Here is a 17,296-nt window from a genome sequence, read left to right as displayed (position 1 = left end):
AGAACCCACTGATGAACCGCTGAATTAGGTTCCTCTCGGTGTTTTCATGCTCGGTCCGTCACGATTGGATGGTGGCGGCGAACGGAAGGTTTAAAGATGATTCAGAAGAACTGGCAGGAACTTATCAAGCCGAACAAGGTCGAGTTCACCTCGTCCAGCCGCACCAAGGCAACGCTGGTTGCCGAGCCGCTGGAGCGTGGTTTCGGTCTTACCCTCGGCAACGCGCTGCGTCGCGTTCTGTTGTCTTCTCTGCGTGGCGCCGCTGTGACGGCCGTGCAGATCGACGGTGTCCTGCACGAATTCTCCTCCATCCCCGGCGTTCGGGAAGATGTGACGGATATCGTGCTCAACATCAAGGAAATCGCCATCAAGATGGACGGCGATGATTCCAAGCGCATGGTCGTGCGCAAGCAGGGTCCGGGCGCCGTGACCGCTGGTGACATCCAGACGGTTGGCGATATCGAGATCCTGAACCCCGACCACGTGATCTGCACGCTGGACGATGGCGCTGAAATCCGCATGGAATTCACCGTCAACAACGGCAAGGGTTACGTACCGGCTGAGCGCAACCGCGCGGAAGATGCCCCGATTGGCCTCATTCCGGTGGACAGCCTCTATTCTCCGGTCAAGAAAGTGTCCTACAAGGTGGAAAACACCCGTGAAGGCCAGGTTCTCGACTATGACAAGCTGATCATGACGATCGAGACCAACGGTTCGGTTTCCGGCGAAGACGCCGTTGCCTTCGCCGCTCGCATTCTTCAGGACCAGCTCGGCGTCTTCGTCAACTTCGACGAGCCGCAGAAGGAAGCAGAAGAAGAATCGGTTACCGAACTCGCGTTCAACCCGGCGCTTCTCAAGAAGGTCGACGAGCTCGAACTGTCCGTTCGTTCGGCAAACTGCCTGAAGAACGACAACATCGTTTATATCGGCGACCTGATCCAGAAGACCGAAGCCGAAATGCTTCGCACGCCGAACTTCGGTCGCAAGTCGCTGAACGAAATCAAGGAAGTTCTCGCTTCCATGGGTCTGCACCTCGGCATGGAAGTGCCGGCATGGCCGCCTGAGAACATCGAAGATCTCGCAAAGCGTTACGAAGACCAGTACTAACAATCAAAAAGGCAGACCCTTTAAAGACTGCCTTTCCCCGTCAAACAGCAGATAAGTCATCTGCATGTGCCAGGAAACGGCAGGCCTTAGAGAAGGAACCTGCGAAGAAGGAGAATAGCAATGCGCCACGGTAATTCAGGCCGCAAGCTCAATAGAACCGCCAGCCACCGCAAGGCAATGTTTGCCAACATGGCTGCTTCGCTCATCACCCATGAGCAGATCGTAACCACGCTTCCGAAGGCGAAGGAAATTCGCCCGATCGTTGAGAAGCTCGTCACCCTCGGCAAGCGCGGCGACCTGCACGCTCGTCGTCAGGCGATCTCGCAGATCAAGGATCAGGACGCCGTTCGCAAGCTGTTCGACGCGATCGCAGCCCGCTACGCAAACCGCAACGGCGGCTACCTGCGTATCATGAAGGCCGGCTTCCGCCAGGGCGACAATGCCGCTCTCGCCGTCATCGAATTCGTCGAGCGCGACGTTGACGCCAAGGGCGCAGCCGACAAGGCTCGCGTTGCCGCTGAAGCTGCTGCTGCCGAAGCTGCATAAGGTTTGACGCCGTTCAGGCGTCATGAGTTAAAAAAGCCGGGCGAGAGATTGCCCGGCTTTTTTATTTTCCCAAAGAATAGTCATGAACGACGCAGATAGTAACCGTCAGTGCCGTCGTCACCTTCGATCAACTCAACGGTCCGGTTGAGAAGCCATCTAATTCCCTTACCTTCGGCACCAAATTCAGCATTGGATGTGTTCCAAAGATCTCCGATCAAGCGATCTGAAATATCAGAGCGCAACAGGGATGCCAGGAATGTATTGAGCTCATTTCGCTCCTTTTTGGTTAAGTGATACAAACCTAAAAGTAAGACGCCATCCAAGCTTTCGAACATTTCGAAGTCTTGAATCATGTAGCCTGTAAATTTCAGGAATACGGGTGCGGGTGTAATGCTCTTCTTCATGATGTCGTCTTGCCTCTCTCGCAGAGAAGCTCATCGTTTCTCCGACCATATCGTCGTAGCAAGTGTCTCGATGACATTTATGACAAGAGATTTGAGAACGTCTTGGGCTCCCTCTTCACTCCGGAACGTAAATACGATCCTTGATGTGCTTGAGGTGTGCGACGATCGTGAAAGTCATGATGACCAGCAGCGACCATGAACTCCATTTGCCGATATGCACGACGGACCAGGCGCCGAGCTGATCGGGATATTTCCAGATGCCGAAGAAGGTGGAGATATTTTCCGCCAGCCAGACGAAAAAGCCGATCAGGATGAAGGCGAGAAGTAGCGGCATCTTTCGATCCCGATCATAGGGGCGGAAGATCACCGTTGCGCGGGAGTAGAGCCCGATGGCGCAGGCGGCGATGTACCAACGGTAATCGCCGATGAAGTGATGGGTGAAGAAGTTGGCGTAAATGGCGATGCCGATGAGGGTCGCCATCCAGTAGGTGGGATAGTGGCGAATGCGTACATCCAGCAATCGCCATGCCTGAATGATGTAGCTGCCGACGGCCGCATACATGAAACCGGAAAACAGCGGCACGCCGAGGACTTTGCTATAGGCGAAATCCGGATAGGACCACGACTGGATGGCGCTCGATGTCTTGAACACTTCCAGTGCGAAGCCGATGATATGGAACAGCAGGATGGCCTTGGCCTCGTCAAGCGTTTCGAGCCTGCTCCAGATCATGAAGAACTGGATGGCGAGCGCAATGATCAGCAGCACGTCATAACGGGGAATGCCGAGCACGCCGCCATGCGGCACCACGAAGATGGAGACGAAGAACAAGCCCGCGAACATGCAGGCGCGGGCTTCCTTGACGCCGAAATACAGAAACTCGACGATAAAACGCCTGATGCCCTTGAGTTCGCCCCAGGGATAGGTATCGCAGAGCAGATTGTCCAGGACGGAGAGGCGGTTTGCGGCTGGGCTTGTTGCTGTGCTCATTTCCGTCCCCGATCTCAGTTCGTCACCTTTCATACGAAAACCCGAAGGAAGCCGTATGGGCCTGCCGCGCGTATCCCCATCTTATTTCGCCCGCATCCGGCTTCTGGCCGGGGCGATGGTGGTGATCGTCTGCGGCCTTTGCCTGCGGAGCTTCGGTTACGACGTGGGACTGCCGTTCGTGGCGGTAAAATATGGCGGATCCGTGCTCTGGGGAGCGATGATCTATCTGCTGCTGGCAGCCTTCTTCCCATCCCGCTGGCACGGCTATGAGGTTCACATCGCCATTCTTGCCGTCGTTCTCGTGGAACTCATCCGGCTTGTTCATTTCCCGGCACTGGATGCGTTTCGCGCAACGACGGCCGGCGCTTTGCTGCTCGGCCGTGTTTTTTCGCTGTGGAATATAGTCTGTTATATCGCGGGGATTGGGGCTGCTGCCATTATGGCCGGACGGGTCTCGCGCGTTTGGCTCTCTTCATCGACATGATCGAGGGCCGTACCAACCGATAGCCGAGCAATACCACCATCGTGCTGATATAAAACACCGGCTCCAGCGTGACCGACTTTCGCGCCAGCACGAAATGCAGCACGCCGACGATGAGCACGAGATAGACGAGCTTATGCAGCGTGTTCCAGCGGCTGCCGAGTTTGCGGATCGACCAGCGGTTGGAGGTGAGCGCCAGCGGTATGAGCATGAGAAGCCCGGCCATGCCGAGCATGATATAGGGGCGCTTCAGAATATCGCCGGCGATGGAACCGAGGATCAGGCCGCGGTCCAGCACCAGATAGACGGTGAAATGCGCCAGCACGTAATAAAAGGCGATCAGGCCCAGCGTGCGGCGATAGGCGATGAGGTTGATGTTGAAGAGATCGCGCAGCGGCGTCACCAGAAGCCCGAGGCAGAGGAAGCGCAGCGCCCAGATGCCGAGCAGGTGTTCGAAATCCTTGACCGGATTGAAGCCGAGGCCGCCGGTTGCGGCGAGATAGAAATACCAGAGGCCCGGACAGAGGCCGATCACATAAAGCGACCAGATGGCCGCCGGCTGGTAACGCTTCGGCAGCGAGGGAAGAGGCAGGGCGAAGGCCATGGTCAATAATTCGCTTTCAGGTCCATGCCGGCATAGAGGCTCGCCACCTCGTCATAACCGTTGAACATCAGGGTAGGGCGGTTTTGGGTGCCAAAGAAACCGCCTTCGCCGATGCGCTGTTCCGTCGCCTGGCTCCAGCGCGGATGATCGACATTCGGGTTGACGTTGGAATAGAAGCCATATTCGCGGGCGTTGGAGTTTTTCCACGTCGTTTCCGGTTGTTTCTCGACCAGCGAAATGCGGACGATGGATTTGATGCCTTTGAAACCGTATTTCCACGGTACGACGAGGCGGATCGGTGCACCGTTCTGGTTCGGCAGCGTCTCTCCATAAAGGCCGACGGCGAGAATGGTGAGCGGATGGCGTGCTTCATCGAGGCGAAGCCCCTCTACATAGGGCCAGGAGAGAGGCTGGAACAGGCCGCTTTGCCCCGGCATTTCGTCCGGCCGCACCACGGTTTCGAAAGCGACATACTTCGCGCTGCCAAGCGGTTCCACCTTGTCGAGAAGGACGGCGAGCGGGAAACCGATCCACGGAATGACCATCGACCAGCCCTCGACACAGCGCATGCGGTAAGTGCGCTCTTCGAGGGGATATTTCATCAGCTCTTCGATGCCGAATTCCTGCGGTTTGGAGACGAGGCCATCCACCTTCACCGTCCAGGGGGTGGGCTTGAACTTGCCGGAATTTTCCTTCGGGTCGGATTTTCCGACACCGAATTCGTAGAAATTATTATAGCTGGTGACAGCATCGAGCGGTGTGAGTTTCTCATCCAGCTTGTAGGCGCCGGGTTTTGCGGAAAGCGGCGCGGCAATCACCTCGCGCCCGGCCAGCCCGATTGCCGCCAGTCCCGCCGCCGTGCCGAGGAAGCCACGTCTGGACAGGTAGATATTCTTTGGCGTGATTTCATTTGCCGAGATGAGGGGCGGACGATAGGCGGGCATTGGAACCTCCACAAAAGCCGGGTACATCGGCGATAAATCGATTATGATAGCCAATACGGCCGCTGCACAGATATGTTTCAGCGCTCTGCGGAAAAACAACGGTGGGGCGGCGGAAATCGCGCATTTGTGATGAAGGCGCGGCCGGATAGCACGATGAAGAGAAAGCGTACCGTACCGAACCGTACTGTTTTGCCCCAAGGTGACAGTGACAGGGCTTGCGGTTTGCGCTAGAAAAACCGCAAAATAGGGCAGAGGCCGTTTTGACCGCGTTGCGGAAGACGCGTCTTAGCCCAAGAGATTGAGGAAAACACCATGCCAGCCTATCGCTCCAGAACGACAACCCACGGCCGCAACATGGCGGGCGCGCGCGGCCTTTGGCGCGCCACCGGTATGAAGGACAGCGATTTCGGCAAGCCGATCATCGCGGTGGTCAATTCCTTCACGCAGTTCGTGCCGGGCCATGTGCATCTGAAGGATCTCGGCCAGCTGGTTGCCCGCGAAATCGAAGCGGCAGGCGGCGTTGCCAAGGAATTCAATACCATCGCGGTCGATGACGGTATCGCCATGGGCCATGACGGCATGCTCTATTCGCTGCCGTCGCGCGAAATCATCGCGGATTCGGTGGAATATATGGTCAACGCCCATTGCGCCGATGCGATGGTGTGCATTTCCAACTGCGACAAGATCACCCCCGGCATGCTGAATGCGGCGATGCGCCTCAACATCCCCGCCGTCTTCGTTTCCGGCGGTCCGATGGAGGCCGGCAAGGTCGTCCTGCATGGCAAGACGGTGGCGCTTGATCTGGTCGACGCCATGGTCGCTGCTGCAGACGACAAGATTTCCGACGAGGATGTGAAGGTCATCGAGCGTTCGGCCTGCCCGACCTGCGGTTCCTGTTCCGGCATGTTCACGGCCAATTCCATGAACTGTCTGACCGAGGCGCTGGGCCTGTCCTTGCCGGGTAACGGCTCGACGCTCGCCACCCATTCCGATCGCAAGCGGCTGTTCGTCGAAGCCGGCCATCTTATCGTCGATCTGGCGCGCCGTTATTACGAGCAGGAGGACGAAACCGTCCTGCCGCGCACCATCGCCAACAAGGCGGCGTTTGAAAACGCCATGTCGCTGGATATCGCCATGGGCGGTTCCACCAACACGGTGCTGCATATTCTGGCGGCGGCGCATGAGGGCGGCGTCGATTTCGGCATGGAAGACATCGACCGTCTTTCCCGCAAGGTTCCCTGCCTTTCCAAGGTCGCGCCTGCCAAGCAGGACGTGCACATGGAAGACGTTCACCGCGCCGGCGGCATCATGCGTATTCTGGGTGAACTGGAACGCGGTGGGCTCATCAATCGCGATACCTATACCGTTCATGAGGCGACGCTGGGCGACGCCATCGACCGCTGGGACATCACCCGCACCAACAGCGAGACGGTGCGCCAGTTCTTCAAGGCCGCCCCCGGCGGCGTGCCGACGCAGGTGGCCTTCAGCCAGTCCTCGCGCTGGGACGATCTGGACACGGACGGCGAAAACGGCGTTATCCGCTCGGTCGAGAAGCCTTTTTCGAAGGATGGCGGTCTGGCCGTGCTTTACGGCAACATCGCACTCGACGGCTGCATCGTGAAGACGGCGGGCGTCGATGAATCCATCCTGAAATTCACCGGCCCGGCAGTGGTTTACGAAAGCCAGGATGCGGCGGTGAAGGGCATTCTCGGCAACGAGGTCAAGGCGGGCGACGTCGTCGTCATCCGCTACGAAGGGCCGAAGGGTGGGCCGGGCATGCAGGAAATGCTCTATCCGACCAGCTATCTGAAATCCAAGGGCCTCGGCAAAGCCTGCGCGCTGATCACCGACGGTCGTTTCTCCGGCGGTACTTCGGGCCTCTCCATCGGTCATGCCTCGCCGGAAGCGGCGCAGGGGGGCGCCATCGGCCTCGTGCGTCAGGGCGATCTCATCGAGATCGACATTCCGAACCGCACCATCAACCTGAAGGTCACCGATGCGGAGCTGGCTTCGCGCCGCGCCGAGCAGGAAGAACTGGGCTGGAAGCCGGAAGCGCCACGCAAACGCAATGTTACGACGGCGCTGAAGGCCTATGCGGCCTTTGCCTCGAGCGCTGACAAGGGCGCGGTGCGGATTTTGCCGGAGTAATTTCCGGATTTCCGTGATGATAAAGCCGCCGTTGATAGACGGCGGCTTTTTTGTGCCGTTTATTCTTTATCGAGCCGATAAGGTCGAAGCGGCACGATTTTTCCCCGTTGCCGGCAAAAGGCATTTGCACGGCCGGTCGCAACAAAGCCCAGCTTGTCCATCAGACGGTGCGACGCCCTGTTGTCGAACAGGGGATTGGCATGCAGGGTTCTGATGTTCAGGTGCTGAAAGGCATAATCGATGACGAGGCGTCCGGCTTCTTCTCCATAGCCCTTTCCCCAAACACGGCGATCAAGCCAAAGGCCGAATTCGCCTGAAAGCCCAATGAGACCGACCAGACTGCCATCATCCACAGCCCATACCGGTAGCCGACGCTCAGCAATGCGCCTGATGAGGCGCCGTGCATCATCGGGTTCGAAAGGATAGGCCGTGCGCAGCAGATTGCGCAAAATGAGCGGGTCGTTCGTCAGCCGGGCGAGTGGCGGCGAGTCCGTCATTTTAAAAGGCCGGAGGAGAAGGCGCGATGATTTCAGTTGCGGCATCGTTTCCCGTCTTTGCATTTGCGGCAGGGCAATAGTCCTCAAGATCAGAAACTGATTCAAGCGCTTTGCATCTCGATTCCGGAATGCAGGCCAACGCCCTGTTTTCATAGAGATTTCGCGAGACCATCGAATTGGGGTATGGAAATCCGGTGCTTGAAATCAGGTCACATTGGAGTGATTGGCGGCGTTTCCTCTTTTCATCGCCGTATGGCTTCCTAGCTCAGTGACATGAAAAGACGAACCGCACTCGCCCTTATCGCTTCCCTGCCTTTCGCCCCGCTTGCCCGCGCGCAAAGCACCGGCAACGGCATCCGTTTCGATCCGTTGCTGAGGGAGGCGGATGCGCTTTCCAGCCTCAAGGCGGTCATTGTCAGCATCGATGGCGAAGAGGTCGCGAGCCGCGCCTATCACGGCGCCGGTTTGAACGGCTCCACCAATATCAAGTCGGCCTCGAAATCGATCATCTCGGCGCTGGTCGGCATGGCCATTGATCGCAAGATTCTCGAAGGCGCAGACCAGCCGATCGCGACCGTTCTGCGCGGCGATTTTCCGCAAAATCCCGATCCCCGGCTGGAACGGATCACCGTCGGCAACCTGCTGTCGATGCAATCCGGCCTGGAACGCATGTCTGGCCCCAATTATGGCCGCTGGGTCGCCAGCCGCAACTGGGTGCGGATGGCGCTGGGTTCCGGTTTTGCCGGGGAACCGGGCGGCGGTATGCTTTATTCCACCGGCTCCACCCATCTGCTCTCGGCGATCCTGACAAAAGCGTCCGGCCGTTCGACGCTGTCGCTCGCGCGCGACTGGTTCCGTCCGCTTGAAGGATTTTCAATCGGCGGCTGGGAGCGCGATCCGCAGGGCATCTATCTCGGCGGCAACCAGATGGCGATGACGGCGCGGTCGTTGCTGGCCTTCGGTGAGCTTTACCGCCTTGGTGGTGTGACACCCGGCGGTGAGCGGTTGATTTCGCAGGGCTGGATCGAGCAATCATGGCGGCAGCGCACCAATTCCGTCTTCAACGGCGACGGCTATGGCTATTGCTGGTTCATCAAGGAGATGGCAGGCGAGACGGTCTATTATGCATGGGGTTATGGCGGGCAGATGCTCTATATCGTACCCGCCAGACGGCTATCGGTCGTGATGACCTCTCGCGAGGATGCGCCTTCCGCCCGAACCGGTTATCGTGACCAGTTGCATGGCCTTATGGAGACCATCATCCGGGCGGTATAACCTCAAGCGCGAGACGCCGAACTAAGCGGCCAGACGGCGTTTTAGCTGAAGGCCATTGCGGAAGCTTTTTGCGAGAAGGGTGATATTGAGCGCCCCGGCGCAAAGCTCCAGCGCCTGAACGGCGTAGAAGACCCCGCCGTAATCGTTTGAGAGGGCGAAATGCCGAAGCACAAGCGCGCAGGGGACGAGGATCAGCAACCCGTTCAGTGCGATGAGCGGCATACGTTTCTTCTTGGCTGCGACCAGCGGATGTTTCCATTTCGCGCCCATGCGGAAGCCGCTGAAACCCGTGACCGCAAGCGCGGGCGCAAGCACCAGAAACCCCCAGGGAATAGCGAGTTTGACGGTACGGATCGCTTCGCTGGAACCGGAGATTTCGGTGAGCGCGGTGGATAACCAAAAGGCGAGTATGATCGCCAGCGCCAGCGTGCCGGCGACGGGATGAAGGGTTCTCATCGATATAATCCTTTAGAAGATCGGATCAGCCTTGCGGCGGATCGGCGTCCAGCCCGGCGAAAAGCTGGTTCAGGCAGTCTATGGCGTTACTCAGTTGCTCCGCCTGCATATCCGTGGCTAAACGGCCGGCGAGTTCATTCCATTGCTGCATGGTGGAGGCATAGGCATTCTCGCCCTTTTCGGTAAGGCGAATGAGCTTGGCCCGCTTGTGGTGCGGATTGTTTTCGAAGCAGACAATGTCCTGTCGTTCCATCTCATCGATGAGGCGTTGTACACCCTGCCGGGTCTGGCCCATGTTCCGTGCGATCTGCGCCACGGTCAAAGGCTGGCCGGCAAGCGCCACCGCTCCCAGAACCTGCCAGCGTGCACTGGACAGGCCGAAGGGTGCAGACAGGGCGTCGCCCGCGGCGATTAACGCGCCATTGGTTCGAAAGATGGCCACCGCCAGCGCGGAAAGAATGTGTGCGTTGTCCGTTTTCATGACAACACATTGCCATTTTGACAATATGTTGTCAATATAGGGTTTGCGTTACAGCGGCCGGTTGATGCTCTGGAACGCCTCTCCGAGGCGCTTCATGCGCTCCTCGTAGGCGCTGGTAAGGCAGGCGACATCCGCCGCGCATTCCTGGCGCTTCTTCAGCCACTGGCTCTGCTCGTCGCGCAGCGTGTCGCGGGCGCCCATGGCCATCAGCTGGGTGAGGATGTCGAAGGTGGTGGCCATCTTCACATCCTGATCGTTCAGCGTGCGGTTGTCGCAGATCGCCTTTTCATCCGCGGCCAGATCGGTCTTTGCGCAATCGAAGCTCGCCGCGCTGGCCAGAGAAATGAAGGAGGGGGCAAGCAGGATGCCGCAGGCAAGGAGGATCGGTTTCAGATGCATGAGTCGTCTCTTTTTAAGGAAAGTCAGGTGCCGGTGAAACCGAAAAGGGGCGCTGTTGGTTCCAATGTCGCCCACCGATCCATGCCTGGAAAAGGACGGCCATCATCTTGCCGCTCTTTGCTTTACAGGCTTTGGCGTTATAACTCCATCATACTGATGACGATGAGGAATCACATGCGAAGCGTGTTGAAGTATCTGTCCACCGGCTTTCTCGCCGCACTCATTCTCCTGCCTGTGGGTGCTGCGGCGCAGGATAACAGGACCGTGCCGTCGAGCCACACGGAAATGCAGCTTTCCTTCGCGCCGCTGGTCAAGCGCACCGCAGGCGCGGTGGTGAATGTCTATGCCGAACGCGTCGTACAGCGGCGTCTGTCGCCCTTTGCCGGTGATCCTTTCTTCGAACAGTTCTTCGGCCAGCAGATGCCGAACCGCACGGAAAAGCAGTCGTCGCTCGGTTCCGGCGTCATCGTGACCGCCGGCGGCCTCGTGGTGACCAACAATCACGTCATCGATGGTGCCGATGACATCAAGGTGGCGCTGGCGGATGGGCGTGAATTTTCCTCCAAAGTGCTGCTGAAGGATGACCGCGTCGACCTCGCCATTCTGCAAATCGATGCGAAGGAGCAGTTCCCGGTGCTGTCGCTCGGCAATTCCGATGCGATTGAGGTGGGTGATCTGGTGCTGGCCATCGGCAATCCCTTCGGTGTCGGCCAGACGGTGACGAGCGGCATCGTCTCGGGTCTGGCACGCAACCAGGTGACGCAGGGCGATTTCGGCTTCTTTATCCAGACCGACGCTTCCATCAATCCCGGCAATTCCGGCGGCGCCTTGATGAATATGGCGGGTGAACTGATCGGCATCAATACGGCCATCTTCTCCAAGGGCGGCGGCTCGAACGGTATCGGTTTCGCCATTCCCGCCAATCTGGTCCGGGTTTTCGTCGCTGCCGCCGAGCGTGGCGATGCAAGCTTCGAGCGGCCCTATATCGGTGCGACCTTCGATCCGGTGACATCGGATGTCGCCGAGGCGCTTGGCCTGCATCGCGCCCGCGGCGCGCTGGTCGTTAGCGTCGTCAAGGGTGGGCCGGCCGAAAAGGCGGGCATCGAACCCGGACAGGTGGTTACCGCCGTCAATGGCTTCGAGGTGGAGCATCCGGATGCGCTGGGTTATCGCCTGACGACCGCTGGCATCGGCAAATCCGCCGAACTGACCGTCATGGACAAAGGGAAAGAGAAAAAGGTGACCATCGCGCTCGATACTGCGCCGGAAACCGCACCGCGTGATGAACGGCTGATCGAGGGACGCAATCCCTTCGCCGGTGCGACTGTCGCCAATCTTTCGCCAAAGCTTGCCGATGAACTGCGCATGCCGTCGCAGGTGACCGGCGTTGTCATTACCGATGTGAAGCGCGGTTCGCCGGCCTATCGTGTCGGTTTCCAGCCGAAAGACGTGATCCTGTCGCTGAACGGTGCAGATATCGCCTCCACGGCTGCGGTCGAGAAGGCGCTGGACGACAATCCCGGCTTCTGGCGGGTGGAAATCCTGCGTGACGGGCAGCGCATCCGGCAGTTCCTGCGATGAGCGACGATCTCTTCGCCCCGCAAGTGCCCGTGGAGGTCGCCAACCGGCGGCCTCTTGCCGATCGTCTGCGTCCGAAGACGCTGGCGGAGGTGAGCGGGCAGCCGCATCTGACGGGCGAGGAGGGCGTTCTGCGCCGCATGATCGATAGCGGTTCGCTGGGATCGATGATCTTCTGGGGGCCGCCCGGCACCGGCAAGACCACGGTTGCCCGGTTGCTTTCCGGCGAGGCGGGGCTGGCTTTCGAGCAGATCTCGGCGATCTTTTCCGGTGTCGCCGATCTCAAGAAGGTTTTCGAAGCGGCGCGCACACGGCGGATGAATGGGCGGCAGACGCTGCTTTTCGTAGACGAGATTCATCGCTTCAACCGCGCCCAGCAGGACAGCTTCCTGCCGGTGATGGAAGACGGCACCATCATTCTGGTAGGCGCCACCACCGAAAACCCGTCTTTCGAACTCAATGCCGCTCTGTTGTCGCGGGCGCGTGTCCTGACGTTCGGCTCGCATGACGAGGAGAGCCTGAGCGAACTATTGAAACGCGCCGAGGAGGCGGAGGGCAAGCCCCTGCCGCTGACGGAAGAGGCGCGGGCCGGTCTGATCCGCATGGCCGATGGCGATGGCCGCGCCGTGCTGACCCTTGCCGAGGAAGTCTGGCGTGCGGCGAGGAAGGATGAGACCTTCGATACCGAAGGGCTGACGCGCATCGTGCAGCGCCGTGCGCCCGTCTACGACAAGAGCCAGGACGGCCATTACAATCTCATTTCCGCGCTGCATAAGTCGGTGCGCGGTTCGGACCCGGATGCCGCGCTTTATTATCTTGCCCGCATGTTCGATGCCGGTGAAGACCCGCTCTATATCGGCCGGCGGCTGGTGCGCATGGCGGTGGAGGATATCGGCCTTGCCGATCCGCAGGCGCTCGCCGTCTGCAATGCCGCCAAGGATGCCTATGATTATCTCGGCTCACCCGAGGGGGAGCTGGCGCTGGCGCAGGCCTGCGTCTATCTCGCGACCGCGCCGAAATCGAACGCCGTCTATACGGCCTTCAAGTCGGCGATGCGGGCGGCCAAGGAAAACGGCTCGCTGGTGCCGCCGAAACATATTCTGAACGCGCCGACCAAGCTCATGAAGGGTGAGGGTTATGGCGACGGTTACCGCTATGACCATGACGAGCCGGATGCCTTTTCCGGGCAGGATTATTTCCCGGAGAAAATGGGGCGCACGACCTTTTACGATCCGCCTGATCGGGGATTTGAAAGGGAAATCCGCAAGCGTCTGGACTGGTGGGCGAAGCTGCGTCGCGAGCGGGGATCGCGCTAGGATTTTACGCGGTTGCGCCGAAAACCGTATCGCGGTCGATCTTAATAAAAAGATTCAGGCCGCTGGCAAAAAGAGTCGCGAAACCGCGACAACGCGCTGTTTTTTAAGGAAGATCAGGATGCCTTGCGATGCGGTGCCGCCTGCGGCTGCGCGGGCAGCATCTTGACCGAGGATTCCGCCAGGCCGCTATGGCCTTCGGCATCGATCACCAGATGCCAGTGCAATGTCTCGGGAATGGCGATGCGGATCGGCGATTTTTTCGCGACGCCGCCGAGATATTTGAAATCGAGCAGCTCGGTGAAACGCTGGAAATTCGCGCCCGTCATCAGCCGGACATTGTTGACGGCTGACAGGGATATTTCAAGGGTAGTTCCTGCCCGCAATTCCTTCAGGTCATAATGCGTATAGCGAAAATTCGGCCGGGCCATCGCGCCCTCCCTGTAAAGTAATTTCGGTCAAAGAGGATAGGGGCCGCACGGTTAACGGTGTCTTTAAATGCCGCCGGCCGGTTTGAAAATTCACGCTTGCTGTGCCTGTCTGGCATGGTGGCGCCGAGGAGTATGAGCATATAAGAATAATACCAACGTATAATATGTGTATTTAATAATAATAAATTTTTTGCCTTTAACATCGGCTGGTCGAAGTGCATCAGCGACGTTGAGGGGGAACATGAAAAACGTAACAATATCTACGCGCCTTTATGCGCTCGTCGCATTGTTTCTGGCAATACTGGCCGCGGCCCTGACATTCAGCCTGTTTGAAAGCTACCACGAGATGGAGCGGGAACGGAAAGCCGGGCTTGCGGCAATGAACGAAACCGCTGTTGCCATTCTCGATCAATATTACCGGCTGGAGCAGGGCGGAAGCCTGACGCGGGAGGCGGCGCAACAGCAGGCCAAGACGACCATTGCGGCAATGCGCTATGGCAATGGCAGCGGCTATTTCTGGATCAACGACATGCATCCCAAAATGGTGATGCATCCGATCAAACCCGAAATGAACGGCACGGACCTTACCGCCAACAAGGACCCGAACGGCAAGGCGCTGTTCGTTGAGTTCGTGAATACGGTCAAGGCAGGCGGCAAGGGCTTTGTCGATTATTACTGGCCGAAGCCCGGTGCGCCGGAGCCGGTCGAGAAATTTTCCCATGTCGCCGGTTTCGCTCCCTGGGGCTGGATTGTCGGCACTGGTGTTTATGTTGACGATCTTGAAGCGGTGTTCTGGCGCGACGTCTATTTTAATGGTGGTCTTTGCATCGCCGCCGGTCTTCTGGTTGTCGGCGTGGCCGCAGCCGTCGTGCGCAGCGTGACGCGGCCGATCGATCTTATCCGCCAGAGCATGCGGCGGATTGCCGACGGTGACGGCGCGGCAGATATACAGTTCGCCGACCGTCGCAATGAAATCGGCGCGATTGCCAAGACGCTGCTGGTGCTGCGCGACAGCGTCAATGAACGCAGCGCGCTGCAGGCCCGCGAGGCCGACCAGCAGCGGGCGCTGGAGCAGGAGCGGCACGGTAACGAGATGGTTCTGCGTTCCGCATCCGAGCGGCAGGCCCATGCCATGGAGCGCCTTGGCAATGCGCTTGAGGCGCTTGCCAATGGCGACCTGACCGTTTCGCTTACGGATATCGGCGCGGATTATGAAAAGCTGCGCATGGACTTCAACCGTGCCGTCGGCGCATTGCACGGCGCGATCGAGGCGATTGCCAGAACCGGCCATGTGGTCAATGACAGCGCCTCCGACATCAGCGGTGCGACCGGCAATCTTTCCCGCCGGACCGAACAGCAGGCGGCGGCGCTGGAAGAGACGGCGGCGGCTCTGGACGAGATCACCGCCACGGTGCGCACCGCTTCCGAGCGTGCCAACGAGGCCCGGCAGATGGTGCAGGACACGAAAACCAGCGCCGGCCGCTCGGGCGAGATCGTGCGCAATGCCGTCGACGCCATGGGCCGCATCGAGGAGTCTTCGAAGCGTATCGGCCAGATCATCTCGGTCATCGACGAAATCGCCTTCCAGACCAATCTTCTGGCGCTGAATGCCGGTGTGGAGGCGGCGCGTGCGGGCGAGGCCGGGCGTGGTTTTGCCGTGGTGGCGCAGGAGGTTCGCGAACTGGCGCAACGCTCCGCCAATGCGGCCAAGGAAATCAAGACCCTCATCAACCGTTCGGCCGAAGAAGTCGGCGGTGGCGTCGCGCTGGTGCGCTCGACGGGCGATGCGCTGGAGGAGATCGTGGCGCTGGTCAATCGTGTCGACGGCCATGTGAACTCCATCGCCACGGCGGCGCGCGAGCAGGCGACCGGCCTGCAGGAGATCAACACCTCCGTCAATCACATGGACCAGATGACACAGCAAAACGCCGCGATGGTGGAAGAAACGACGGCGGCCAGCCAGACGCTCGCCGAGGAAAGCCGCCAGCTGCGCTCGCTGCTGTCGCGTTTCGAGCTTGGACATGGCGCCGGGCGCGAGGTTTCGCGGGCTGCTTGATTTCAGGTGTTTCAGGAAAGTTAAAGGGCGCGGCTTTGCCGCGCCCTTTGTTATGGACAGGACTTTATCCGCCCGCGTCGTCATCGGACGCGATTGTCGCAGTCTTGTGTGGATGGGACTGCGCCAAACACATCATTCGTTATTTCCCGCAACCAATAAGGTTTCGTTTACCTCATTTCTTTAAAATTTATCCTGTATTGCCGCGAATAGCGGCCGCTGAAGGTACAGGTTCTCGTATGGCGTATGTTTCCCTTCCGCGTCGTCTTGTGACGTTGCTGATGATTTCCACGGTCATGGTGTCGTGTTCGGCGGAGGGCCTCGTGCCACCGGCGGAGGTGGACGGCACCACACGCGTCAGTGCCATCCGCTCCTCGCGGCAGCAGGGTTACAGCGCGCCGGCGGGTGCGGTGTATCAGGCCGAGCAGGCCGGGCAGGGCGCCGATTATCCGGCAGCCGTTTCACAGCCGATGCCGGAGCCTTACGCCTCGCAGGATCCCCTGCTGCAATCGCCGCAGGGCGGGCAGGGTTATTCAACGCTCGATTCCCAGCATCAGGCGCGCATGGCGGCCAGCGGCCATGGCAATATGCCGGCGCAGACCATGCAGGGCCAGACGATGCAGGGGCAGACCATGCCCGCGCAGCAGATGAGCAGCAATCAGATCGCCGAAGGCGAAGGCGGCGTGAACATGGATTCCATGCTGGGCGTGGAGCCGGTCCGCGGACTTGCCGAAGAACAGGACGCGGATATTGCCGAAGGTGCTTCGGCGCAGCCGGTGGTGGATGGTATCGGCACCGATAATCCCGTAGCCGTTCCTCCGGCCCGCCAGCCGCAACGGGCCAGCCAATCGCGGCTCATCCCGCCGCCGCCGCTTGGCGCCTCCTCCCGTCGTCAGCCGGTGGAAGAGGTGGCGATGGTGATGCCGAACGATCCGATGGCGGGCGGTGGGCTGCAAAGCAACCGCTCGATGCCGCCCGGCGTCATGCCATCCTCCGAAGTTGCCTGCCGTTCCGAGTTGCGCCGCCTCGGCGTCGCTTTCCGGGATGTTGCGCGCATTGCAGACGGTCCGACCTGCGGTATCGATTATCCGATCGAACTCAGCGGTCTCGCCAGCGGCGTCGCCATCCGGCCGGCGGTGAAGCTCAATTGCCAGGTCACGCTTGCCTTCGCCAAATGGGTGAAATTCGAGCTCGTGCCATCCTCGCGCTTCCGTTATCTTTCCGGCGTCGGCCGCATTACGCCGATGGGCGGTTATTCCTGCCGCAAGATGAATTCACGCTCCAGCAATCCGTGGTCCGAACATGCGCGCGGCAACGCCATCGATATCGGCACCATCACGCTGAAGAACGGCAAGGAAATCGACGTGCGCAGCAAGAGCTTCTTCGCCTTCCGCGAAAAAGCGCTGCTGAAGGCGGTGAGGTCCGATAGCTGCAAATATTTCTCCACCGTTCTCGGACCGGGCAGCGATCCCAATCACTGGAACCATTTTCACTTCGACCTGCGCACCCGCAAGTCAGGTTACAGGCATTGTGATTAAGTCGCGCGGGTGGAGGCTGACGGCTGAGTTTGAAAGCGTCTCCTCCGTCATGC

At 59.4% G+C, this 17,296-nt stretch carries 18 protein-coding genes; 9 read left to right on the top strand and 9 right to left on the bottom strand.

The features are described from left to right. Positions 1-96: 96 nt before the first annotated feature. Together CFBP4996_RS07935 and rplQ are read left to right on the top strand one after the other, a co-directional pair. Positions 97-1,107: a DNA-directed RNA polymerase subunit alpha gene (locus tag CFBP4996_RS07935; RefSeq protein WP_003495228.1), complete on the top strand. Its 1,011-nt coding sequence runs from the start codon at positions 97-99 to the stop codon at positions 1,105-1,107. Positions 1,108-1,227: 120 nt separating this feature from the next. Then, on the top strand, positions 1,228-1,653 hold the full coding sequence (gene rplQ, locus CFBP4996_RS07930; protein WP_003521014.1) for a 50S ribosomal protein L17: 426 nt from the start codon (positions 1,228-1,230) through the stop codon (positions 1,651-1,653). Between the two features lie 80 nt (positions 1,654-1,733). Here the strand turns inward: rplQ and CFBP4996_RS07925 are convergent, their stop codons facing one another. Together CFBP4996_RS07925 and CFBP4996_RS07920 are read right to left on the bottom strand one after the other, a co-directional pair. After that, complete coding sequence (locus tag CFBP4996_RS07925) at positions 1,734-2,057, bottom strand: hypothetical protein (RefSeq protein ID WP_080851576.1); 324 nt, start codon at positions 2,055-2,057, stop codon at positions 1,734-1,736. A gap of 115 nt (positions 2,058-2,172) precedes the next feature. Further along, positions 2,173-3,045 (bottom strand): DUF817 domain-containing protein, encoded by an 873-nt coding sequence (locus tag CFBP4996_RS07920; protein WP_080851578.1) that lies wholly within the window; start codon positions 3,043-3,045, stop codon positions 2,173-2,175. Positions 3,046-3,100: 55 nt separating this feature from the next. On the opposite strand from CFBP4996_RS07920, the gene CFBP4996_RS07915 reads away from it, so the two are divergent. Then, positions 3,101-3,529, top strand: a complete 429-nt coding sequence (locus tag CFBP4996_RS07915) for a ribosomal maturation YjgA family protein (RefSeq protein WP_080851580.1) — start codon at positions 3,101-3,103, stop codon at positions 3,527-3,529. Here CFBP4996_RS07915 and msrQ read toward each other — a convergent pair. Together msrQ and msrP are read right to left on the bottom strand one after the other, a co-directional pair. Next, complete coding sequence (msrQ, locus tag CFBP4996_RS07910) at positions 3,483-4,130, bottom strand: protein-methionine-sulfoxide reductase heme-binding subunit MsrQ (protein WP_080851582.1); 648 nt, start codon at positions 4,128-4,130, stop codon at positions 3,483-3,485. The genes CFBP4996_RS07915 and msrQ overlap by 47 nt on opposite strands. A gap of 2 nt (positions 4,131-4,132) precedes the next feature. Next, complete coding sequence (gene msrP / locus CFBP4996_RS07905; RefSeq protein WP_080851585.1) at positions 4,133-5,074, bottom strand: protein-methionine-sulfoxide reductase catalytic subunit MsrP; 942 nt, start codon at positions 5,072-5,074, stop codon at positions 4,133-4,135. Positions 5,075-5,386: 312 nt separating this feature from the next. Between msrP and ilvD the strand changes: the two genes are divergently transcribed. Next, positions 5,387-7,222, top strand: coding sequence for a dihydroxy-acid dehydratase (gene ilvD / locus CFBP4996_RS07900; protein ID WP_003521018.1), 1,836 nt, complete (start codon positions 5,387-5,389; stop codon positions 7,220-7,222). Positions 7,223-7,281: 59 nt separating this feature from the next. On the opposite strand, the gene CFBP4996_RS07895 is transcribed toward ilvD, so the two are convergent. Beyond that, positions 7,282-7,824 carry a GNAT family N-acetyltransferase gene (locus CFBP4996_RS07895; RefSeq protein WP_162935849.1) on the bottom strand — a complete coding sequence of 181 codons (543 nt, stop codon included), beginning with the start codon at positions 7,822-7,824 and terminating at the stop codon, positions 7,282-7,284. A 168-nt stretch (positions 7,825-7,992) separates the two neighbouring features. Here CFBP4996_RS07895 and CFBP4996_RS07890 point away from each other — a divergent pair, with 168 nt between their 5' ends. Next, positions 7,993-8,994, top strand: coding sequence for a serine hydrolase domain-containing protein (locus CFBP4996_RS07890; RefSeq protein ID WP_080851587.1), 1,002 nt, complete (start codon positions 7,993-7,995; stop codon positions 8,992-8,994). Between the two features lie 21 nt (positions 8,995-9,015). Here the strand turns inward: CFBP4996_RS07890 and CFBP4996_RS07885 are convergent, their stop codons facing one another. From CFBP4996_RS07885 to CFBP4996_RS07875, 3 genes are read right to left on the bottom strand one after another with little or no spacing between them, the layout of a single operon-like run. Then, positions 9,016-9,450 carry a hypothetical protein gene (locus CFBP4996_RS07885; protein WP_020809718.1) on the bottom strand — a complete coding sequence of 145 codons (435 nt, stop codon included), beginning with the start codon at positions 9,448-9,450 and terminating at the stop codon, positions 9,016-9,018. A 25-nt stretch (positions 9,451-9,475) separates the two neighbouring features. Further along, positions 9,476-9,931, bottom strand: a complete 456-nt coding sequence (locus CFBP4996_RS07880) for a MarR family winged helix-turn-helix transcriptional regulator (protein WP_080851589.1) — start codon at positions 9,929-9,931, stop codon at positions 9,476-9,478. A 48-nt stretch (positions 9,932-9,979) separates the two neighbouring features. After that, positions 9,980-10,330, bottom strand: coding sequence for a lysozyme inhibitor LprI family protein (locus tag CFBP4996_RS07875; protein WP_003520387.1), 351 nt, complete (start codon positions 10,328-10,330; stop codon positions 9,980-9,982). Between the two features lie 174 nt (positions 10,331-10,504). Between CFBP4996_RS07875 and CFBP4996_RS07870 the strand changes: the two genes are divergently transcribed. Continuing rightward, positions 10,505-11,911, top strand: coding sequence for a DegQ family serine endoprotease (locus CFBP4996_RS07870; protein WP_080851590.1), 1,407 nt, complete (start codon positions 10,505-10,507; stop codon positions 11,909-11,911). Further along, on the top strand, positions 11,908-13,224 hold the full coding sequence (locus CFBP4996_RS07865) for a replication-associated recombination protein A (RefSeq protein ID WP_080851591.1): 1,317 nt from the start codon (positions 11,908-11,910) through the stop codon (positions 13,222-13,224). Before CFBP4996_RS07870 ends, CFBP4996_RS07865 begins: the two co-directional genes overlap by 4 nt. A gap of 113 nt (positions 13,225-13,337) precedes the next feature. Here the strand turns inward: CFBP4996_RS07865 and CFBP4996_RS07860 are convergent, their stop codons facing one another. Then, the gene (locus tag CFBP4996_RS07860; RefSeq protein WP_003520391.1) at positions 13,338-13,652 is read right to left on the bottom strand and encodes a DUF1883 domain-containing protein; all 315 of its coding nucleotides are present in this window, start codon (positions 13,650-13,652) and stop codon (positions 13,338-13,340) included. A gap of 241 nt (positions 13,653-13,893) precedes the next feature. Between CFBP4996_RS07860 and CFBP4996_RS07855 the strand changes: the two genes are divergently transcribed. Together CFBP4996_RS07855 and CFBP4996_RS07850 are read left to right on the top strand one after the other, a co-directional pair. Then, positions 13,894-15,708, top strand: coding sequence for a methyl-accepting chemotaxis protein (locus CFBP4996_RS07855; RefSeq protein WP_080851594.1), 1,815 nt, complete (start codon positions 13,894-13,896; stop codon positions 15,706-15,708). 236 nt (positions 15,709-15,944) lie between these two features. Beyond that, entirely contained in the window at positions 15,945-17,243 is a 1,299-nt protein-coding gene (locus CFBP4996_RS07850; protein WP_121490266.1) for an extensin-like domain-containing protein, read from the top strand. The last annotated feature ends 53 nt before the right edge of the window (positions 17,244-17,296 follow it).

Origin of the sequence: Agrobacterium leguminum (genome assembly GCF_005144435.2) — a bacterium.
Taxonomy (GTDB): Bacteria; Pseudomonadota; Alphaproteobacteria; order Rhizobiales; family Rhizobiaceae; genus Agrobacterium; species Agrobacterium leguminum.
The sequence above is the reverse complement of the archived record's forward strand: the minus strand, read 5'-3'. Positions and strand labels throughout refer to the sequence as shown.